At 70.9% G+C, this 20867-nt stretch carries 20 protein-coding genes; 15 read left to right on the top strand and 5 right to left on the bottom strand.

Translation table 11 applies throughout. The features are described 5' to 3' along the window. Positions 1-44 precede the first annotated feature (44 nt). From ACFYOJ_RS02355 to ACFYOJ_RS02305, 11 genes are all read left to right on the top strand, one after another. On the top strand, positions 45-1340 hold the full coding sequence (locus ACFYOJ_RS02355; RefSeq protein ID WP_356550241.1) for an MraY family glycosyltransferase: 1296 nt from the start codon (positions 45-47) through the stop codon (positions 1338-1340). Between the two features lie 286 nt (positions 1341-1626). Then, positions 1627-2064: a hypothetical protein gene (locus ACFYOJ_RS02350; RefSeq protein ID WP_356550240.1), complete on the top strand. Its 438-nt coding sequence runs from the start codon at positions 1627-1629 to the stop codon at positions 2062-2064. 210 nt (positions 2065-2274) lie between these two features. Further along, positions 2275-3111 carry a F0F1 ATP synthase subunit A gene (atpB, locus tag ACFYOJ_RS02345; RefSeq protein ID WP_356550807.1) on the top strand — a complete coding sequence of 279 codons (837 nt, stop codon included), beginning with the start codon at positions 2275-2277 and terminating at the stop codon, positions 3109-3111. Between the two features lie 72 nt (positions 3112-3183). Further along, entirely contained in the window at positions 3184-3414 is a 231-nt protein-coding gene (atpE, locus tag ACFYOJ_RS02340; protein WP_191886765.1) for an ATP synthase F0 subunit C, read from the top strand. Positions 3415-3458: 44 nt separating this feature from the next. Then, on the top strand, positions 3459-4013 hold the full coding sequence (locus tag ACFYOJ_RS02335) for a F0F1 ATP synthase subunit B (protein WP_356550238.1): 555 nt from the start codon (positions 3459-3461) through the stop codon (positions 4011-4013). Beyond that, positions 4010-4825, top strand: a complete 816-nt coding sequence (locus ACFYOJ_RS02330; protein WP_356550236.1) for a F0F1 ATP synthase subunit delta — start codon at positions 4010-4012, stop codon at positions 4823-4825. Before ACFYOJ_RS02335 ends, ACFYOJ_RS02330 begins: the two co-directional genes overlap by 4 nt. A gap of 155 nt (positions 4826-4980) precedes the next feature. Then, complete coding sequence (gene atpA, locus ACFYOJ_RS02325) at positions 4981-6570, top strand: F0F1 ATP synthase subunit alpha (protein ID WP_356550234.1); 1590 nt, start codon at positions 4981-4983, stop codon at positions 6568-6570. A gap of 21 nt (positions 6571-6591) precedes the next feature. After that, on the top strand, positions 6592-7509 hold the full coding sequence (locus ACFYOJ_RS02320; protein WP_356550232.1) for a F0F1 ATP synthase subunit gamma: 918 nt from the start codon (positions 6592-6594) through the stop codon (positions 7507-7509). Next, on the top strand, positions 7509-8957 hold the full coding sequence (gene atpD / locus ACFYOJ_RS02315; protein WP_356550230.1) for a F0F1 ATP synthase subunit beta: 1449 nt from the start codon (positions 7509-7511) through the stop codon (positions 8955-8957). Before ACFYOJ_RS02320 ends, atpD begins: the two co-directional genes overlap by 1 nt. 130 nt (positions 8958-9087) lie before the next feature. Next, entirely contained in the window at positions 9088-9462 is a 375-nt protein-coding gene (locus ACFYOJ_RS02310; protein ID WP_356550229.1) for a F0F1 ATP synthase subunit epsilon, read from the top strand. A 142-nt stretch (positions 9463-9604) separates the two neighbouring features. Continuing rightward, positions 9605-10051 carry a DUF2550 domain-containing protein gene (locus ACFYOJ_RS02305; RefSeq protein WP_356550227.1) on the top strand — a complete coding sequence of 149 codons (447 nt, stop codon included), beginning with the start codon at positions 9605-9607 and terminating at the stop codon, positions 10049-10051. 46 nt (positions 10052-10097) lie between these two features. Here ACFYOJ_RS02305 and ACFYOJ_RS02300 read toward each other — a convergent pair whose 3' ends face one another. From ACFYOJ_RS02300 to ACFYOJ_RS02290, 3 genes are all read right to left on the bottom strand, one after another. Next, a complete protein-coding gene (locus ACFYOJ_RS02300) occupies positions 10098-11963 on the bottom strand; it encodes a glycoside hydrolase family 18 chitinase (protein ID WP_356550225.1) in 1866 nt (621 codons plus the stop codon). A 124-nt stretch (positions 11964-12087) separates the two neighbouring features. Next, a complete protein-coding gene (locus ACFYOJ_RS02295) occupies positions 12088-12729 on the bottom strand; it encodes a response regulator transcription factor (protein ID WP_356550224.1) in 642 nt (213 codons plus the stop codon). Beyond that, the gene (locus tag ACFYOJ_RS02290) at positions 12726-13913 is read right to left on the bottom strand and encodes a histidine kinase (RefSeq protein WP_356550223.1); all 1188 of its coding nucleotides are present in this window, start codon (positions 13911-13913) and stop codon (positions 12726-12728) included. The genes ACFYOJ_RS02295 and ACFYOJ_RS02290 overlap by 4 nt, the downstream gene beginning before the upstream one ends. 152 nt (positions 13914-14065) lie before the next feature. Here ACFYOJ_RS02290 and ACFYOJ_RS02285 point away from each other — a divergent pair, with 152 nt between their 5' ends. Then, positions 14066-14653 (top strand): hypothetical protein, encoded by a 588-nt coding sequence (locus ACFYOJ_RS02285; RefSeq protein WP_356550221.1) that lies wholly within the window; start codon positions 14066-14068, stop codon positions 14651-14653. A 91-nt stretch (positions 14654-14744) separates the two neighbouring features. Here the strand turns inward: ACFYOJ_RS02285 and ACFYOJ_RS02280 are convergent, their stop codons facing one another. After that, a complete protein-coding gene (locus ACFYOJ_RS02280; RefSeq protein WP_356550220.1) occupies positions 14745-15317 on the bottom strand; it encodes a cob(I)yrinic acid a,c-diamide adenosyltransferase in 573 nt (190 codons plus the stop codon). Between the two features lie 87 nt (positions 15318-15404). After that, positions 15405-16139 carry a D-Ala-D-Ala carboxypeptidase family metallohydrolase gene (locus ACFYOJ_RS02275; protein WP_356550218.1) on the bottom strand — a complete coding sequence of 245 codons (735 nt, stop codon included), beginning with the start codon at positions 16137-16139 and terminating at the stop codon, positions 15405-15407. A gap of 335 nt (positions 16140-16474) precedes the next feature. On the opposite strand from ACFYOJ_RS02275, the gene ACFYOJ_RS02270 reads away from it, so the two are divergent. The 3 genes from ACFYOJ_RS02270 (at position 16475) to ACFYOJ_RS02260 (ending at position 20845) form a co-directional block, all read left to right on the top strand. After that, positions 16475-17323, top strand: coding sequence for a 3-hydroxyacyl-CoA dehydrogenase family protein (locus ACFYOJ_RS02270; RefSeq protein ID WP_356550217.1), 849 nt, complete (start codon positions 16475-16477; stop codon positions 17321-17323). Positions 17324-17525: 202 nt separating this feature from the next. Further along, positions 17526-17849, top strand: coding sequence for an STAS domain-containing protein (locus ACFYOJ_RS02265; RefSeq protein WP_356550216.1), 324 nt, complete (start codon positions 17526-17528; stop codon positions 17847-17849). Positions 17850-18124: 275 nt separating this feature from the next. Further along, positions 18125-20845, top strand: a complete 2721-nt coding sequence (locus tag ACFYOJ_RS02260; RefSeq protein WP_356550214.1) for an ATP-binding protein — start codon at positions 18125-18127, stop codon at positions 20843-20845. The last annotated feature ends 22 nt before the right edge of the window (positions 20846-20867 follow it).

Below are 20867 nucleotides of genomic sequence, written 5' to 3'. Positions count from 1 at the left end.
GGGTGTGGGGCTGGGACTGGCCAGCGAGACCTGTGGGGAAGCCCGTGCGTGAATACCTGCTGACGCTCTGCATCACGGCCGCGGTGACGTATCTGCTGACAGGGCCGGTACGGAAATTCGCGATCGTGGCGGGCGCGATGCCGGAGATCCGGGCACGCGATGTGCACCGGGAGCCCACTCCGCGCCTCGGCGGGATCGCGATGTTCTTCGGACTGTGCGCGGGTCTGCTGGTCGCCGACCACCTCACCAACCTCCATGAGGTCTTCGAGAAGTCCAACGAACCGCGGGCCCTGCTCTCCGGCGCCGCCCTGATCTGGCTGATCGGCGTCCTGGACGACAAGTTCGAGATCGACGCCCTGATCAAGCTGGGCGGGCAGATGATCGCCGCCGGCGTGATGGTGGTGCAGGGGCTGACGATCCTGTGGATCCCGGTGCCGGGCGTGGGGACGGTGGCGCTGACCCAGTGGCAGGGCACCCTGCTCACCGTCGCGCTGGTGGTCATCACCATCAACGCGGTGAACTTCGTCGACGGCCTGGACGGGCTGGCGGCGGGCATGGTGTGCATCGCCGCGTGCGCGTTCTTCCTGTACGCCTACCGCATCTGGTTCGGCTACAACATCGAGGCCGCGGCCCCCGCGACGCTCTTCGCGGTGGTCCTCATGGGCATGTGCCTCGGCTTCCTGCCGCACAACATGCACCCGGCCCGCATCTTCATGGGCGACTCCGGCTCGATGCTGATCGGCCTCGTCCTGGCGGCCGGCGCGATCTCGGTCACCGGGCAGGTCGACCCCGACGTGATGTCGCTGTTCTCCGGCTCCGAGCGCAACACCGTGCACCAGATGGTGCCGGTCTACATCCCGCTGCTGATGCCGCTGACCATCATCGCCATCCCGGCCGCCGACCTGATCCTCGCCATCGTGCGGCGGACCTGGCGCGGCCAGTCGCCGTTCGCCGCGGACCGGGGGCACCTGCACCACCGGCTGCTGGAGGTCGGCCACTCCCACAGCCGCGCGGTGCTGATCATGTACTTCTGGTCGGCGCTGATCGCCTTCGGCGCGCTCGCCTACTCGGTGAACGCCGCCTCCATGTGGATCGTGCTGAGCGTCGTCCTCCTCAGCGCGATCGGCCTGGTGCTGCTCCTGCTGCCGCGCTTCAGGCCCCGCGCCCCCCGCTGGGCCGAGCGCTTCGTGCCGCCCCGCTACCGGCGCCGCAGGCCGGCCGCGGCCCCGGGGAGCACCGCGCCCGCCGCGGACGCGGCGGAGGACCGGGTGCCGGCCGCCGTGGGCGTCTCGGGCGTCAACGGGGCCACCGCCGTCGGCCCGCGTTCGCGCGCAAGGTAAGAATTCGACTAGAGCATTGCCAAACCATGGGGGAACGATTCACCGCAATATCAGACAGAACGTATCTGTAATTGCACAAACGCGCTTTGTCACTCTCATGTGTGACAGCAAGCACACCCTCAGGTAAAGACCTCATCAAATAGTTTGTGATACCGTTCACGAGAACCCCGGATGGAGCCGAAGGGCCGCAGTGCGACGGCCCATTGGCGCGGGTCCCGCACCCGACCCGGGGGATTACGCTCGTCCATGACGACACCCCCTGCCCCCTGAAAGCGGAGTTGCCGCCATGCCGTCCAACGACGTCCGGATCCTGATCCAGGCTGCCGTACCCACCGCTGTCGTCGGTGCGGTCGCAGCCGCGATCGGCGGCGCCGTCGAAGGCGGCAAGGGAGCGATCGGGGCCGTTGTCGGAGTGGTTCTCGTGATCCTTTTCATGGGAGCGGGGCTGTACGTCCTCCAGTGGACCGCCAAATCGCTGCCGAACCTGTTCCAGGCGATGGCGTTGATGATGTACATGGCGCAGATCGCGCTGATGTTCGTCTTCATCGTGCTCTTCAGGGACACGACGCTGTTCCACCCGAAGGTCTTCGCCCTCGCACTGCTCGCCGGCACTCTCACCTGGGTCGCGGCGCAGGCGCGTGCCCACATGAAGGCCAAGACGCTGTACGTGGAGCCCGAGTCGACGACAGGTGAGAAGAAGGAAACCCCGGGGCGCCCGTCGTGAGACGTAGGGCCGGGATAAAGGCGCATGCGCGACCCTGCTATCGTCCGGTGCCAACTGCGGCATCGCGGGCGCGGGCATCCGAGATGACGCCTGTCGCGACGCGCGGCGAGATGCCCCCCAGCCGCCCCTGTACCCGTAACACCAGATCCGTGCCGAACCGCGGCCCCGTGCCGCGCCGACACCACGAGGTTGCCGAATCCATGCGCCACGCTGAAGGAGCCCGCGGTGAGTGCTGACCCGACGCAGGTGCTCGCCTTCGAGACCGACTGCCACATCTTCGACGGCTGTGGCTTCCCGTCTCCCGGGCTGCACTCGTTCCTGTTCGAGCCCATCTGGGGCGACGGTGACAGCAACGTGTACTTCAACAAGCCGATGCTGCTGGCGCTGCTCGGCTCGGTCATCGTGATCGGCTTCTTCTGGGCGGCCTTCCGCCGGCCCAAGGTCGTCCCCGGCAAGCTCCAGATGGTCGCCGAGACGGGGTACGACTTCGTCCGCCGCGGCATCGTCTACGAGACGATGGGCAAGCGCGAGGGCGAGAAGTACGTCCCCTTCGTCGTCGCCATGTTCTTCTTCGTCTGGATGATGAACCTCTGGTCGATCATCCCGCTCGCCCAGTTCCCGGTGACGTCGATCATCGCCTACCCGGCGGCGCTCGCCCTGCTCGTCTACGTCCTCTGGGTCTCGCTGACCTTCAAGAAGCACGGTTTCGTCGGCGCCCTGAAGAACTTCACCGGCTACGACAAGTCGCTCGGCGCCGCTCTGCCGGTCGTCATGCTGATCGAGGCCTTCTCGAACCTGCTCGTGCGGCCCTTCACCCACGCCGTGCGACTCTTCGCGAACATGTTCGCCGGCCACATCCTGATCGTGCTGTTCACCATCGCCAGCTGGTACCTGCTGAACGGCATCGGGATCGCCTACGCCGGCGTCTCGTTCGTGATGGTCCTGGTGATGACCGCCTTCGAGCTCTTCATCCAGGCCCTGCAGGCGTACGTCTTCGTCCTGCTGACCGTTACCTACATCCAGGGCGCGCTCGCCGAGCACCACTGAGCGTCCCGCACCCGCTCCCAGTCGTCCGGTGGCCCACCCCCACCGGAACCGTGAAGAAAAGGAAGAACTGGCATGTCCCAGACCCTCGCCGCCGTCACCGGCTCGATCGCTTCCATCGGTTACGGCATCGCCGCCTTCGGCCCCGGCATCGGCGTCGGCATCATCTTCGGTAAGGGCACCGAAGCCATCGCCCGCCAGCCCGAGGCCGCCGGCCTGATCCGCGCCAACCAGATCCTCGGCTTCGCCTTCTGTGAGGCGCTCGCCCTGATCGGTCTGGTCATGCCGTTCGTCTACGGCCGGTAATCAGCCGATCCGCGACCGGTTCACTAGACGAAAGGCACTCTGATATGAGCGCACTGCTTCATATCGCGGCCGAGGAGACGCAGAACCCCCTCGTCCCGCCGATTCCCGAGCTCGTCATCGGCCTGCTCGCCTTCGTCATCGTCTTCGGCTTCCTCGCCAAGAAGCTCCTCCCGAACATCAACAAGGTTCTGGAGCAGCGTCGCGAGGCGATCGAGGGCGGTATCGAGAAGGCCGAGGCCGCCCAGACCGAGGCGCAGAGCGTGCTGGAGCAGTACAAGGCTCAGCTCGCCGAGGCCCGGCACGAGGCCGCGCGCCTGCGTCAGGAGGCGCAGGAGCAGGGCGCCGCGCTCATCGCAGAGATGCGCGCGGAGGGCCAGCGGCAGCGTGAGGAGATCATCGCCGCCGGACACGCGCAGGTCGAGGCCGAGCGCAAGGCCGCCGCGTCCGCGCTGCGCCAGGACGTCGGCAAGCTCGCCACCGACCTGGCCGGCAAGCTCGTCGGCGAGTCCCTCGAGGACCACGCCCGGCAGAGCCGTGTCATCGACCGTTTCCTGGACGAGCTCGAGGACAAGGCGACGAAGGCCGAGGCCACGCGATGAACGGAGCGAGCCGCGAGGCCCTGGCCGCCGCACGTGAGCGCCTCGACGCGCTGACGGACTCCACGCCCGTGGACGCGGGCTCGCTCGCCGACGAGCTGGCCGCAGTCACCGCGCTGCTCGACCGCGAGGTGTCGCTGCGCCGGGTCCTCACCGACCCGGCGCAGGCCGGCGAGGCCAAGGCCGAACTGGCCCAGCGACTCCTGGGCACCCAGATCAGCGGCCCCGCCGCCGACCTGGTGTCCGGCATGGTGCGCTCCCGCTGGTCGCAGTCGCGCGACCTGGTGGACGCGCTGGAGGAGCTGGCGAACACCGCCGACCTCACCGCCGCGCAGAAGCGGGGCCGGCTCGACAACGTCGAGGACGAGCTGTTCCGGTTCGGCCGGATCGTCGCCTCGAACAACGAGCTGCGCGCCGCGCTGACCGACCGCTCGGCCACCACCGCGGCCAAGGGCGAGCTGCTGCGCAGCCTGCTCGGCGGCCGGGCGGAGCGGACCACCGAGCGTCTGGTGACGCGTCTGGTGACCGCGCCTCGCGGACGGGGCCTGGAGTCGGGACTCGAGTCCCTGTCCAAGCTCGCCGCCGACCGCCGGGACCGCATGGTCGCCGTCGTCACCTCGGCGGTGCCGCTGAGCGACGCGCAGAAGCAGCGCCTGGGCGCCGCTCTCGCGAAGATCTACGGCCGCGCCATGCACCTCAACCTCGACGTGGACCCCGAGGTCCTCGGCGGGATCCGGGTGCAGGTCGGTGACGAGGTCATCAACGGCTCCCTCGCGGACCGTCTCGAGGACGCCGGCCGCCGCATGGCGGGCTGACGCCCTCGCGCGACAACAGCACAGCAAGCAGTACGTACTTACGACGGCCCTGGTTGGGCCGTGCAGAGGATTCACCTCTTACTGGGGGGAGTCCCGACTCGTGGAATACCCCCCAAGTGAAACTTCGGGCCCAACAAGGAGAGCAGGGAACTCAGATGGCGGAGCTCACGATCCGGCCGGAGGAGATCCGGGACGCACTGGAGAACTTCGTCCAGTCGTACAAGCCGGACGCGGCCTCGCGCGAGGAGGTCGGTACGGTCACCCTTGCCGGCGACGGCATCGCAAAGGTCGAAGGCCTGCCGTCGGCCATGGCCAACGAACTGCTGAAGTTCGAGGACGGAACCCTCGGTCTCGCCCTCAACCTCGAGGAGCGCGAGATCGGTTGCGTCGTCCTCGGTGAGTTCAGCGGTATCGAGGAGGGCCAGCCGGTCACCCGCACCGGCGAGGTCCTGTCCGTCGCCGTCGGCGAGGGCTACCTCGGCCGCGTGGTCGACCCCCTCGGCAACCCGATCGACGGCCTCGGCGAGATCGAGACGACCGGCCGACGCGCCCTCGAGCTGCAGGCCCCCACGGTCATGCAGCGCAAGTCGGTGCACGAGCCGATGGAGACGGGCTACAAGGCCGTCGACGCCATGACCCCGATCGGCCGCGGTCAGCGTCAGCTGATCATCGGCGACCGCCAGACCGGCAAGACCGCTCTGGCCGTCGACACGATCATCAACCAGCGTGACAACTGGCGCACCGGCGACCCGAACAAGCAGGTCCGCTGCATCTACGTCGCCATCGGCCAGAAGGGCTCCACCATCGCGTCGGTCCGCCGCGCGCTGGAGGAGAACGGCGCGCTGGAGTACACGACCATCGTGGCCGCCCCGGCGTCCGACCCGGCCGGCTTCAAGTACCTGGCGCCGTACACCGGCTCGGCCATCGGCCAGCAGTGGATGTACGAGGGCAAGCACGTCCTGATCATCTTCGACGACCTGTCGAAGCAGGCCGACGCCTACCGTGCCGTGTCGCTGCTGCTGCGCCGCCCGCCGGGCCGCGAGGCCTACCCGGGTGACGTCTTCTACCTGCACTCCCGTCTGTTGGAGCGCTGCGCGAAGCTCTCCGACGACATGGGTGCCGGCTCGATGACCGGTCTGCCGATCGTCGAGACCAAGGCCAACGACGTCTCGGCGTTCATCCCGACCAACGTCATCTCCATCACCGACGGCCAGTGCTTCCTGGAGTCCGACCTGTTCAACGCCGGTCAGCGTCCGGCCCTGAACGTCGGTATCTCGGTCTCCCGCGTCGGTGGCTCCGCCCAGCACAAGGCCATGCGGCAGGTCTCCGGCCGCCTCCGCGTCGACCTCGCCCAGTTCCGTGAGCTGGAGGCGTTCGCCGCCTTCGGTTCCGACCTGGACGCCGCGTCGAAGGCGCAGCTGGAGCGCGGTCAGCGCATGGTCGAGCTGCTGAAGCAGGACCAGTACCAGCCGATGGCCACCGAGGACCAGGTCGTCTCCGTCTGGGCCGGCACCACCGGCAAGATGGACGATGTGCCCGTCGCCGACATCCGCCGCTTCGAGAAGGAGCTTCTCGAGTACCTGCACCGCCAGGAGCAGGGCCTCATGACCTCCATCCGCGAGGGCGCCAAGATGTCCGACGACACCCTGCAGGCCATCGCCGAGGCCATCGCGGCGTTCAAGAAGCAGTTCGAGACCTCGGACGGCAAGCTGCTCGGCGAGGACGCCCCGTCCGCCGCCAAGTGACGTAAGGAAGGGACCTGACTCATGGGAGCCCAGCTCCGGGTCTACAAGCGTCGCATCCGATCCGTCACCGCGACCAAGAAGATCACCAAGGCGATGGAGATGATCGCCGCCTCGCGTGTCGTCAAGGCGCAGCGCAAGGTGGCGGCCTCCACGCCGTACGCGCAGGAACTGACCCGCGCGGTCACGGCGGTCGGCACCGGGTCGGACGCGAAGCACCCGCTCACCACGGAGGCGGAGAAGCCGACCCGCGCCGCGGTCCTGCTCCTCACGAGCGACCGCGGTCTGGCCGGCGCCTTCAACTCCAACGCCATCAAGGCGGCGGAGCAGCTGACCGAGCGCCTCGAGCGCGAGGGCCGGCAGGTCGAGACGTACATCGTCGGCCGGCGCGGAGTGGCCCACTACAACTTCCGTGAGCGCAAGGTCGCGGAGTCGTTCACGGGCTTCACCGACGAGCCGACGTACGCGGACGCCAAGAAGGTCGCGGCTCCGCTGATCGAGGCCATCGGGAAGGAGACGGCGGACGGCGGCGTGGACGAGCTCCACATCGTCTACACCGAGTTCGTCTCGATGATGACGCAGACGGCGGTCGGCTCCCGGCTGCTGCCCCTGCGCCTCGAAGAGGTGGCCGAGGAGTCGACGACGAAGGACGAGGTCCTTCCGCTGTACGACTTCGAGCCGTCGGCGGAGGACGTCCTCGACGCCCTGCTGCCTCGTTACGTCGAGAGCCGTATCTACAACGCGCTGCTCCAGTCGGCCGCTTCCAAGCACGCCGCCACGCGGCGCGCGATGAAGTCGGCCACCGACAACGCGGGCGAGCTGATCAACACGCTCTCCCGTCTTGCCAACGCGGCCCGCCAGGCCGAAATCACCCAGGAAATCAGCGAGATCGTCGGTGGCGCGAGCGCCCTGGCCGACGCGACCGCGGGGAGTGACAACTAATGACCACCACTGTTGAGCCGACCGCTGCGTCGGGCGTGGCCACCGGCCGCGTCGCGCGGGTCATCGGCCCGGTCGTCGACGTGGAGTTCCCCGTCGACGCGATGCCGGAGATCTACAACGCCCTCCACGTCGAGGTCGCCGACCCGGCGCAGGCCGGCGAGATCAAGACGCTGACCCTGGAGGTCGCCCAGCACCTGGGTGACGGCCTGGTCCGCACCATCTCCATGCAGCCCACCGACGGCCTGGTCCGCCAGGCCCCGGTGACCGACACCGGCGCGGCCATCTCCGTGCCCGTCGGCGACTTCACCAAGGGCAAGGTGTTCAACACCCTCGGCGAGGTGCTGAACGTCGACGAGAAGTACACCGGTGAGCGCTGGCCGATCCACCGCAAGGCGCCCAACTTCGACGAGCTCGAGTCGAAGACCGAGATGTTCGAGACCGGCGTCAAGGTCATCGACCTGCTGACCCCGTACGTCAAGGGCGGCAAGATCGGTCTGTTCGGCGGCGCCGGCGTCGGCAAGACGGTGCTCATCCAGGAGATGATCTACCGCGTCGCCAACAACCACGACGGTGTGTCGGTGTTCGCCGGCGTCGGTGAGCGCACCCGTGAGGGCAACGACCTCATCGACGAGATGAGCGAGTCGGGCGTCATCGACAAGACCGCGCTGGTCTTCGGCCAGATGGACGAGCCCCCGGGCACCCGTCTGCGCGTGGCCCTGGCCGGTCTGACCATGGCGGAGTACTTCCGCGATGTGCAGAAGCAGGACGTGCTGTTCTTCATCGACAACATCTTCCGCTTCACCCAGGCCGGTTCCGAGGTGTCGACCCTGCTCGGCCGCATGCCCTCCGCGGTGGGCTACCAGCCGAACCTGGCCGACGAGATGGGTCTCCTCCAGGAGCGCATCACCTCGACCCGCGGTCACTCGATCACCTCGATGCAGGCGATCTACGTCCCCGCGGACGACCTGACCGACCCGGCCCCGGCCACCACCTTCGCCCACCTCGACGCGACGACGGTTCTCTCCCGTCCGATCTCCGAGAAGGGCATCTACCCGGCCGTGGACCCGCTGGACTCCACGTCCCGCATCCTCGACCCGCGGTACATCGCGGCGGACCACTACCAGGCCGCGATGCGCGTGAAGAACATCCTGCAGAAGTACAAGGACCTGCAGGACATCATCGCGATCCTCGGTATCGACGAGCTCGGCGAGGAGGACAAGCTCGTCGTCCACCGTGCCCGTCGCGTGGAGCGCTTCCTGTCCCAGAACACCCACGTCGCCAAGCAGTTCACCGGCGTGGACGGTTCGGACGTGCCGCTGGACGAGTCGATCGCCGCGTTCAACGCGATCTGCGACGGCGAGTACGACCACTTCCCGGAGCAGGCGTTCTTCATGTGCGGTGGCATCGAGGACCTGAAGAAGAACGCGAAGGAGCTCGGCGTCTCCTGAGCCCCGTGCTCACCGTGAGCCCCAGGGCTCACACCGGAGGGGGCGGGCACGTCCCGCCCCCTCCGGCACGCCCCTTAGACTTGTAACCAACACCCGGCTCTCCCGCCGGGTGGTGACCCGAGGAGCCACCTTGGCTGCTGAGCTGCACGTCGCGCTGGTCGCGGCCGACCGAGAGGTCTGGTCCGGCGAGGCCACCCTGGTCGTCGCGCGCACCACGTCCGGCGACATCGGCGTCATGCCCGGTCACCAGCCGCTGCTCGGTGTGCTGGAGTCGGGCCCGGTGACCATCCGCACGAGTGACGGTGGGACGGTCGTCGCCGCGGTGCACGGCGGTTTCATCTCGTTCGCCGACGACAAGCTGTCGCTGCTGGCCGAGACCGCCGAGCTGGCGGACGAGATCGATGTCCACGGCGTGGAGCGGGAGCTCGAGCGCGCGAAGGCGGAGGGCGACACCCACGCCGAGCGTCGCGCGAACGTCCGACTGCGCGCGGCGGCGGGACGCTGATTCGCGACGTCGTGCTATAGCGTCGTACTGTGACGTCACTCAGCCGCGGCTGGGACCGGAGCGATCCGGACCCGGCCGCGGCTGAGGCAGATCCGGGTGTTTTTTCCGTTCCGTTACCTAGGAGACGAGGAGGTCGGTGCCGATGGTCCTCGCTCTGACTGTGTGCGGAATTGTCGTCGCCCTGGTGGTGATCGGACTCTTCGTCTTCGGTCTGCGCCGCCGGCTGATCCAGCGTTCTGGCGGCACCTTCGACTGCTCCCTGCGCTGGGACGCCCCCGAGGCGGGCGACACCGGCGGCAAGGGCTGGGCCTACGGTGTGGCCCGCTACAGCGGCGACCGGGTCGAGTGGTACCGCGTCTTCTCGTACTCCCCGCGTCCGCGCCGGGTCCTGGAGCGCGCGTCGATCGAGGTGGCCGGCCGGCGCCTCCCGGAGGGGGAGGAGGAACTGGCGCTGCTCTCCGACGCCGTCGTCCTCGCCTGTCTGCACCGGGGCACCCGGCTCGAACTGGCGATGAGCGAGGACGCGCTGACCGGATTCCTCGCGTGGCTGGAAGCGGCCCCACCTGGACAGAGGGTGAATGTGGCATAGCCGCATTCACCCTCTGTGTGTTGTCGGGCCCGCAGGCCCGTAGGGATTACTTCAGTCCGCTGTCGATGGCGCTCACCAGTTCGCCGTTCGCGGTGTCGCCGCTGAACTCCCAGAAGAAGGCGCCGCCCAGGCCCTGCTTCTCGGCCCAGTCCATCTTCGACTTGATGGTGGCGGGGGTGTCGTAGGACCACCAGTCGGTGCCGCAGTGGGCGTACGCGGTGCCGGCGACGGTGCCGGTGGCCGGGCAGCTGTTCCTGAGGACCTTGTAGTCCTCGATGCCCGCCTCGTACGTGCCGGCCGCCGGGCCGGTCGCGGTGCCGCCCGGGGCCGCCTGCGTGACGCCGGTCCAGCCGCGGCCGTAGAAGCCGATGCCGATCAGCAGCTTGTCCGCGGGCACGCCCGCGGCCTTGAACTTCGCCATCGCGTCGGCGGTGGTGAAGCCCTGCTGCGGGATGCCGTCGTACGAGGTCAGCGGCGAGTGCGGAGCGGTCGGGCCGTTCTTCGCCCAGGCGCCGAAGAAGTCGTACGTCATCACGTTGTACCAGTCGATGTACTTCGCGGCCTCGCCGTAGTCGGCGGCCTCGATCTTGCCGCCGGCGGAGGCGTCGGCGGTGACGGCCGCGGTGACCAGGTCGTCGCCGAACTCGGCGCGCATGGCCTTCATCATGGTGCTGAAGGCGTTCTCGGCGCTGGTGGTGTCGCAGCTCAGACCGCAGGCGTTCGGGTACTCCCAGTCGAGGTCGATGCCGTCGAAGACGTCGGCCCAGCGCGGGTCCTCCACCAGGTCGTGGCAGGACTTCGCGAAGGCGGCCGGGTTCTTCACCGCGTCGGGGAAGCCGCCGGACCAGGTCCAGCCGCCGAAGGACCACAGGACCTTGATGTGCGGGTACTGCGCCTTCAGCTTGCGCAGCTGGTTGAAGTTGCCGCGCAGCGGCTGGTCCCAGGTGTCGGCCTTGCCGTCGACGGACTGGTCGGCGGTGTACGCCTTGTCGTGGTCGGCGTAGGCGTCGCCGATGGTGCACTTGCCGCCCTGGACGTTGCCGAAGGCGTAGTTGATGTGCGTGATCTTCTCGACGGAGCCGGAGGTGACCAGGTTCTTCACGTGGTAGTTGCGCCCGTAGACGCCCCAGTTGGTGAAGTAGCCGAGCTTGACCTCGTCGCCCGGCTGCGGCTGGGGGCCGCCGTCGCCGCCGGTGGTGGTGACCTTCACGGCGCCGCTGACCGGCCCGGTCTGGCCGGCGGTGTCGCGGGCCTGGACGGTGTACGAGTAGTCGGTGCCCTTGGTGAGGCCGGTGTCCGTGTGGGTGGTGCCGGTCACGGTGGCGACCCTGGTGCCGTCGCGCAGGACGTCGTACTCCTTGACGCCCTTGTCGTCGGTCGCGGCCGTCCAGGAGAGCTTCACCGAGGTGTCGGTGATGTCCGAGGCGGTGGGGGTGCCGGGCGCGGAGGGGGCCGTGTCGCCGGGGATCTCCGGGCCGCCGTCGCAGCTGCCGCCGTTGAGCTTGCAGCCGGTGGGGGAGCCGGAGCCGGTCCCGTTGAAGCCGAAGGAGACGGAGGCTCCGGGGGCGAGGGTGCCGTTCCAGCCGACGTTCTTGGCGGTCCAGTGGTTGCCGGAGTTGGTGACCGTGGCGTCCCAGGCGGAGGTGACCTTGGTGCCGGCGGGGAAGTCCCACTCGACGGTCCAGGAGTTGATGGTCGTGGTGCCGGTGTTCTTCACGGTCCATTTGCCGCCGAAGCCCGTGCCCCAGTCCGAGGTCTTGGTGAAGGTGGCCGTGGCTCCCCCACTCTCGGCTGCGCTCGAGCGGGGGGACCCCCATGTGGCAGCCTGGGCGGGGCTCGCCAGTCCGGCCATTCCGGCGAGGGGGAGGGCCAGGACCGCTGCCAGGGCGGCGACTCTGTGTCTGAAGCGCATGCCGCGCCTCCTTATGTGGGGAGGATGTCGTGAGCATGACCGAGCCTCATGCTCGCAGTGCCGCGAGGATAGAAAGGTCTGGACCAGAGGTCAATAGGTCTGGACCAGTGCTCGCGAGGGGCGGCTAGATCCCCAACTCCTGGGCCAGAACGGCCGCTTGCACCCGGCTGCGCAGCCCCAGCTTCCCCAGCAGACGGCTGACGTGCGTCTTCACCGTGGCCTCGGCCATGTCCAGCCGCTCGGCGATCGCGGCGTTGGACAGCCCCTCGCCGAGACAGGACAGCACCTCGCGTTCCCGCCGGGTCAGCTCGTCCAGCACCGCCGGATCGGCGGCCGGCTCCCGTGCCGAGGTCGCCGCGAACTCGGCGATCAGCCGCCGGGTGACGGCCGGGGCGACGATCCCCTCGCCGCCCGCCACCGTGCGCACGGCGGTGATCAGGTCCTTCGCCTCCGCGTTCTTCAGCAGGAACCCGGCGGCGCCCGCCCTGAGCGCCCCGAAGACGTACTCGTCCAGGTCGAAGGTGGTCAGCACGAGCACGTCGGCCAGCTGCTCGCCGACCACCCTCCGGGTCGCCGACACCCCGTCCAGACGGGGCATCTGGACGTCCATCAGCACCAGGTCGGGCCGCAGCTCCCGGGCCAGCTCCACCGCCTGCTCACCGTCCGCGGCCTCACCGACCACCTCGATGTCCGGGGCGCTGCCCAGGATGAGGACCAGTCCGGCGCGGACGGCCGACTGGTCCTCGGCGACGAGGACGCGGATCATGACAGGTCTCCTTCGGTCAGGGGCAGAGCGGCGCGGACGGTCCAGAGCTCGGCGCCCCCGGCGGACTCGGGCCCGGCCTCGAAGGAGCCGTGCAGCAGCGCGACCCGCTCCCGCATGCCGACCAGCCCGGCCCCCGAGCCCGGGGCGCGCGGGGTGTCCCGGTCACCGTACGGGCTGGTCACCCGCACGTGCAGGGTGTCCTCCCGCCGGGTGAGCGCGACGCGCACCGGCCCCGGCGCCGCGTGCTTCAGAGCGTTGGTGAGCGACTCCTGGACGATGCGGTACGCGGCCAGTTCCACCGGCGCGGGCACCGCCTCGCCGGGTGCCGACTCCAGGGTGACGTCGAGACCGTTGGCGCGGGCGCCGTCGACCAGTGCGCCGAGACCGTCGAGGGTGGGGGCGGCGGCCGGCCCGGTCTCCTCGTCGGCGTCCCGCAGGATGCCGATCAGGCGTCGCATCTCGGCCAGTCCGTCGACGCTGTTCTCGCGGATGACGCCGAGCGCCTGCCGGGTGGTCGCCGGGTCGTCGAGGGAGAGCGCGGCCGTGGAGTGGATGGCGATCGCGGAGAGATGGCCCGCGACCACGTCGTGCAACTCCCGGGCCATCCGCGAGCGTTCCGCCGTCACCGCCTGCACCCGGTCCATCTCGGCCAGCAGCGCGGTCTGTTCGGCGCGCAGCAGGGCAGCGTCGGCGGTCTCGCGGTGGTTGCGCACGATCAGCCCCGTGGAGGCGGGCGCGAACGACACGACGCCGACGGCGACCCCGATCAGCAGCGCCTCGGGCACCCGCCACACCGCGAACGGCACGACGGTCCCGGCCACCGTGAGCAGCCCGGTGATCCACGGGATCCGGCGGGCCGAGGCGGGCGGGCCGTACAGCACGGCGGCGTACATCAGGTCGGTGAACATGATCACCGTGACCAGGCTGCCCTGCGTGAGCAGGTCCCCGAGCAGCGCGGCGGTGCCGATCAGCAGGCCCGTGCGGGGCGCGGCCCGGCGCAGCAGCTCGCAGCCCGCCATGACGGTGAGCGGCAGCAGCAGCGGCCAGCGGCCGTCGAACAGGACCATCGGATCGTCGGCGGGCCGGACGCCCAGGCCGATGCCCCACAGCAGCAGCCCGCCGAGCAGACCGGCCGCCGCGGCGTACACGTCGAAGCGGCGGGGGCGGGGGAGTCGTACGGCCATGCACTCATCCAACACGGCGCGCGCCCCGCCCGCCTGATCCCCGGGAACGGTCCCGTGCTGCATCTTTCGATGTACCGCGGGTTCGTCAGCGGCGACGACGAAAGAGGCGGCGTCCGGCGGGAGCCTGGGAGGGTGAACGAGAGGAGTGCGTCGTGGTCGTCGCGTTGATCATCGCCTGCGAGGTCGGTTTCTGGGTCCTGCTGGCCCTCGGACTGGCCGCCCGCTACCTGCTGAAGTGGCGCCGTACCAGCGTGTTCCTGCTGCTGTGCGAGCCGGTGCTGGAACTGGTGCTGTTCGCCGCGACGGCATGGGACCTGAAGAACGGCGCCGAGCCGGGCTGGGAGCACGGCCTGGCCGCGCTCTACATCGGCTACACCGTCGCCTACGGCCACTACACGATCCGCTGGCTCGACGGTCACGCCGCCCACCGCCTGGGCGGCGCCCCGCCGCCGGCCAAGCCCCCGCGCCACGGCATGGCCCGTGCCCGGCACGAGGGCGGGCTGTGGCTGCGCACCCTGCTGGGCGCGGCCGTGGCGTGCGCCCTGCTCCAGGGAGCGGTCTGGTACGTCGGTGACGGGGGCGACGTCTCGTCCCTGCACGCCTTCCAGGGGACGGCGCTCAGGGCCGTCGTCATCCACGGCCTGATCGCGCTGACGTACGCGCTCTGGCCGAAGAAGGCCCCGGCCGGTGCGCCGTCGACCGAGGCCGACGACAGCGCCCCCGAAAGGGTGCGGGACTGAGCCGACATGCGGCTCCGCCGCGTGGGCGCGATCAGCCACCACGAAGCGGTAGACGCGGCCGACGGCCGCCGCGCCCCTCCCCGCGGAGCGCTCAGCGCTCCCCGCCCGGCACCCACAGCACGTCCCCGACCTCCTTGTTGGCCACGCGGGCCAGGATGAAGAGGAGGTCGGAGAGGCGGTTGAGGTAGGTCGCGGTGAGCGGGTTCATCGTCTCGCCATGGGCCTCCATCGCCGCCCACGTCGAGCGCTCGGCCCGCCGGACCACCGTGCACGCCTGGTGCAGCAGGGCCGCGCCGGGGGTGCCGCCGGGGAGGATGAAGGAGCGCAGCTTCTCCAGCTCGTCGTTGAAGCGGTCGCAGTCCGCCTCCAGCCGGTCGACGTAGAACTGCTCGACCCGCAGCGGCGGGTACTGCGGGTTCTCCACCACCGGCGTCGACAGGTCCGCGCCCACGTCGAACAGGTCGTTCTGGACGCGGACGAGGACCTTGACGACCTCCTCGGGCAGGCCGCCCAGGGCGATCGCCGTGCCGATCACCGCGTTCGCCTCGTTGGCGTCGGCGTAGGCGGAGATCCTGAGGTCGGTCTTGGGGACCCGGCTCATGTCGCCGAGGGCGGTGGTGCCCTTGTCGCCGGTCCGGGTGTAGATGCGCGTCAGGTTGACCATGGGGTCAGCGTAGTTGTCCGGCCGGGGCGGCCGGGTTCCTCGAGGAGCCCGGCCGCCGTCCGGTACTTCCAGGGCGCCGTGCGCCGGTCAGATGCCGCAGGTGGGCGCAGACCAGTAGGGCGACGGGTCGAAGGCCACGTGGGTGTGGTCGTCGTGGCCGGTGTAGCCGGGGCCGAGGATCTCGGAGAAGCCGTGGGTGCGGGACTGCCGGGCGAGGGTGCACAGGCTCGGCGAGCCGACGAGGTCGGCGGCGTCGCCGTAGAGGTGGCGGCTGGTGGACGAGCCGCCGACGGCACGGTTGCAGGCGTAGGAGCGGAAGCCGCTGGAGATCGTGATCGGCTTGTCGCCGAGGGCGCGCCGCATCGCCTCCAGTTTCCACATGGTCTTGAGGGCGTTCGCCTTGGCGGTGGCGGCGGGGACCGCGCCGCCGGACCAGTCGGAGTTGCACTTGTTGAGTTCGGCGTAGGTGAAGTGGATGGGCGTGCAGTCGTTGTCCTGGAGGGCGTAGATCTTGTCGAACGTCGCCGGGCCGGCGACGCCGTCCGCGGTCAGCCCGTACGCCGCCTGGAACTTCTTGACGGCGGCGGCGGTCCGGGCGCCGTACTGGCCGTCGTAGGAGAGCCGTTCGCCCGAGGTCACCCAGCCGGCGACGCGGATCTGCAACTGCGTCACGTCGCTGCCGGAGGAACCCTGGGACAGGGTGCGGCTCCAGGTGTAGCAGCCGTCGGCGTGCGCGGTGCCCGCGGTGGCGCCCACCCCGAGAACCGTTCCTGTCAGGATCATGACAAGCGAGAGGAGGGTGCGTGACACACGTCTGAGCATTCCGGCCTCCTGGCCGTTCGTCGCGGACGGGGAGGGTGACGCCACCCGGGCGGTACCTGCCGACCAGCGTGCGCCACCCGCCTACGCGCGTCAACAACGCGTGGGTGAACGAAGGGAGTTGACGTCGGCGGGCGCCGGGCCGCCGTCGGGCCGGCGCTCCTCGCCCGGCCCGGCCCGCACCCCCGCCGCCCTCCCGCGGGGGCGGACGTGACCGGCATCTCACTGCGTGAGACGTGACACGCGTTACTAACCCGTCCCGTGCCCGGCCGCGGACGCTAATGTCCGCGAGTGACAGTCAGGAACAGTGCGTGAGTGTCTCGAAGGGGAGTCGCACAGTGGCACGGAAGCTCGCCGTCATCGGCGCCGGACTCATGGGGTCCGGCATCGCCCAGGTCTCCGCGCAGGCGGGCTGGGACGTCGTCCTGCGCGATGTGACCGACGAGGCGCTCCGGCGCGGCACCGACGGCATCAAGGCCTCGTACGACAAGTTCGTCGCCAAGGGGAAGCTGGCCGCGGACGACGCCGAGGCCGCCCTCGCCCGCATCACCGCGACCACCGACCTGGAGGCCGCCGCCGACGCGGACGTCGTCGTCGAGGCCGTCTTCGAGAAGCTCGAGGTCAAGCACGAGATCTTCCGTGCCCTCGACAAGCTGGTGAAGGACGGGGCGATCCTCGCCTCCAACACCTCCGCCATCCCGATCACCAAGATCGCGGCCGTCACCGGACGCCCCGAACGGGTCGTCGGCACCCACTTCTTCTCGCCGGTCCCGATGATGCAGCTGTGCGAGCTGGTGCGCGGCTACAAGACCAGCGACGAAACGCTCGCCACCGCACGCGAGTTCGCCGAGTCCACCGGCAAGACCTGCATCGTCGTCAACCGCGACGTCGCCGGCTTCGTGACGACCCGTCTCATCTCCGCCCTCGTCGTCGAGGCCGCGAAGCTGTACGAGTCGGGCGTCGCCACCGCCGAGGACATCGACCTCGCCTGCAGGCTGGGCTTCGGCCACGCCATGGGGCCGCTGGCCACCGCCGACCTCACGGGCGTCGACATCCTGCTGCACGCCACGAGCAACATCTACACCGAGTCGCAGGACGAGAAGTTCGCCCCGCCGGAGCTGATGCGCCGGATGGTGGACGCCGGTGACATCGGGCGCAAGAGCGGGCAGGGCTTCTACAAGCACTGAGTCCGCACCGAGTCCACCTCCGGCCCGGAAACATCACACGGCGGGGTGAATTCGGTATCGGTTCGCTTACGGGCGGCAACCTCCGGTCGTTCCGGCCAGTCAGAGGATGCATGACCTGAAATCGCCGAAAGGCCACCCGTGGGGCGGGACACCGGCCCACGGGACACATCGCCGAGCACGAGACCCACGCCGGGGAGCGCATATGCACATCAGGGGCGACCACGTCGAGCTGGTCGTCGGGGGCCGCCTCGACGTCCGCAGCGCGGCGGACGCCCGTACGGTCCTGCACTCGGCCGTCGACGACGGAGACGGTGACCTGATCCTGGACCTGTCCGAGCTGGACTCCTGGGACGCCACCGGACTCGGGGTCATCATGGGGGCGCACCGACGGGCCGGGCGCTGCGGCCGGCGCCTGGTCCTGCGCGGCGTACCGCCGCAGATGCAGCGCCTGCTGGTGGCGACCCGGCTCCACCGGATCCTGGCCATCGAGGGTGGCACCGGCGTGGAGAGCCTGCCCGGGGTGTGACGCCCCGGGAGCACGCGCCCCGGCGCACGCGAGGACCGGACACCGCCCGGCGAAACGCCCGACGCGCCCGATCCTCACGAGACTGTGACGTCCCGGACGGGCCGGTACCCCGGACTGTCCGACATACTGAGCGAAGGTTTAGGGTCTGGCTGCCCGCCGCATCACAACCCACCGGCGGGCCCGGACCAGAAGCGACAGCGCGGTGTGCGGCGAGGCCGGGAGGGGTGGTCCCGACCCGGGGGCCGGCACACGACGCTTTTGGGGGGCTTGAACCTATGGACCCGAACGACCGGGGACCCGAGGAGCACGGCCACGACGGCCACACGCCGCGCCCGCGCGCGCCCAGGGACCCCCTCACACCCGACTTCGGACAGCACACGCCCGCGCTCGCCCGCACCGTGCAGCTCGTCTCCGGCGACTTCCTGCTCACCGTCAACCCCGTCGACGGCAGCGAGATAGAGGTCTGCCCGCCCGGGGGCACCTTCCGCTCGAGCGAATTCGGGAGTGGGGGAGAGCGGCCCGGCCGGCCCGAGAAGCTGACCGCCGCCGAACGCGCCGAGGTGGACCGCGCCGCCCGCCCGCCCGTCCCGCCGGGACCGGCCCGCTCCCCGCTCGGACTCCTCGCCCGCGACGACGAACGCGAACGGCTGGCCCGGTTGCTCGCCCGCGGCCGCTCCGTCCGCCTCACCGGCCCCGCCGGCTCCGGCCGCACCAGCCTCCTCGACGTCGTCGCCGAGGACTGCGCCGGCCTCGCCCCCGACGGCGTCGTCCGCCTCAACGGCTTCCGCCGCACGGCCGACGACCTGCTGTACGACCTCTTCCACGCCGTCCACCGTGCCCCCCTGCACCGTCCGGAACGCGACGAACTGCTCGGCCTCGTCCGCGAGATCGGCGCGGTCGTCGTCCTGGACGACGTGGAGTTCGGCGGCGCCGCCCTCGACGAACTGCTCGACGCCACCCCCGAGTGCGCCTTCCTCCTCGCCGCCACCCCGGACGTGCCCGCCCCGTCGGCCGGCTCCGCCGTCGAGGAGGTCTTCCTCACCGGCCTGGACCGCTCGGACGGCGTGGAGCTGCTGGAGCGCTCCGTCGGACGGCCCCTCACCGACGAGGAGGCCAACTGGGCTGGCGACCTCTGGTTCGAGTCCGAGGGCCTGCCCCTGCGCTTCGTACAGGCCGGCGCCCTGCTGCGGCGGCGCGACCGGCTGCGGGCCGGCGCCGACGCCGTCGACGAGTTCGGCGTCTTCGCCGACACCCGCCCCGCCGACGACACGCCCTACGACGCCGTCGAGGGCGACGAGGTGCCCCTGCCGTCCGTCGGCGAGGCGGCGGCGCCCGCACCGCTGCTCGCCTCCCGGCTGAGCGCCTCGGCCCGCGCCACCCTGGAGTTCGCCGTCGCCCTCGGCGGCGAGGTGCCGCACCAGGCGCACCTGCCCGCGCTGGTCGGCGACACCCACGCGGACGCCGCCCTCGGCGAGCTGGCCGACTGCGGACTGCTCTCGCCGGTCGGCTCCCGCTACCGGCTGGCCGCCGGGGTGCTCGCCCAGCTGGAGGCCGCCGGATACGCCGACGACGTACGGGAACGGGCGACGGCCGCCGCGGCGCACTACGCCTGGTGGGCCGGGCACCCCTCGGTCACCCCCGAGCGCGTGTGCGCCGAGGCCGACGCCGTACTCGCCGCCCTCGCCGTGCTGGTGCCGACGGCCACCCCGTCCGCGGACGGTGAGGAGAGCCCCGCCGTCCGGCTGGCCCGCGCCGCCGCGCCCGCGTTCGCCGCCGGGCTGCACTGGAGCGCCTGGCAGCGGGCGCTGCGCTCCGGCGCCGAGGCGTCCCGGCTCGCCGGCGACGTCGCGGAACAGGCCTACTTCCACCACGAACTCGGCGTTCTCGCGCTGTGCGAGGGCCGGCTCGACCGGGCCCGCGCCGAGCTGGAGGCGTCCATCGGGCTGCGCGGCGCGCTCTCCGACAAGCGCGGCGCCGTCGCCGGCCGCCGTGCCCTCGCCCTGGTCGCCGACCGCGCCGGTGACACACCCGGACCGGGGGCCGGCGTACACGCGCCCGGTGCCGCCGGGACCGGCCCCGGCGCCGCGGGACCGGGTGCCGTCGCCGGACTCGGTGTCGTCGGCGCCGGATCCGGGGCGACCGCGGGCGACGAGGTGCCCGAGGCCCGGCACGAGGAGTCGGCGTCCCCGGCGGCCGGCGTGCCCGCGCCCTTCCCGCCGCTCAGGCCGGCCCCGCAGTCCCCGACCCTCGTCGTCCGCCGGGAACAGGACCCGGGCGCGTCCCGCAAGGCGGGCGGCGGCATCAAGGGCCTCGCCCGGCGCAACCTGGTGGCCGCTGGCGCGGGCGCCCTGCTCGTCGCCGTGCTCGGCACCGTGGTGACGCTGGGCGCCACCTCCGACAACGACGCCGGCACGCCCTCCGACCAGGTCGGCGTCAACCCGTCGGCCAGCCAGGGCGTCGACGACGGCACCCTGGGCGCCGACCGGCCGAAGGACGACGGCGACGGCTCCGCGGACACCGGCGAGGCGACCTTCCGGCCGGCCGATCCCGGCCCCGACGGCACCCCCGGCACCTCCGACGACCCCACCCCGACCGAGTCGGGCCGGCCGTCGGGCGGTTCCAGCGGCAGCCCCGGGCCGACGGACCCCTCCGGCACCGGCGGCCCGAGCGGTTCGGGCGGGCCGACGAAGACGCAGCCGCCCGCGTCCTCGAAGCCGCCCGTGTCCTCCAGGCCGCCGGCGTCGTCCGAGCCGCCCACCGGTTCGCCCTCGGGCACGCCCACGACCGAGCCGCCGTCGGAGACCCCGACTTCGGAGGCACCCCCGCCGTCGACCCCGGAGACCTCCGACAGCGCGTCCGGACCGAGCGCGACCCGCCCCGGCACGACCACGCCGACCACCGCGAGCGCACCGGCCGGCGGCACCGCGAGCGCGACGCGGAGCGGCACCGCCACCGGCGGCGCGCAGACCACCGCGGCCACCGGGCAGACCGTCTGAGACGGTCCGGACATGACGGGAG

Source organism: Streptomyces sp. NPDC006384, from assembly GCF_042870695.1.
In the GTDB taxonomy this organism is placed as follows: domain Bacteria; phylum Actinomycetota; class Actinomycetes; order Streptomycetales; family Streptomycetaceae; genus Streptomyces.
The sequence above is the reverse complement of the archived record's forward strand: the minus strand, read 5'-3'. Positions and strand labels throughout refer to the sequence as shown.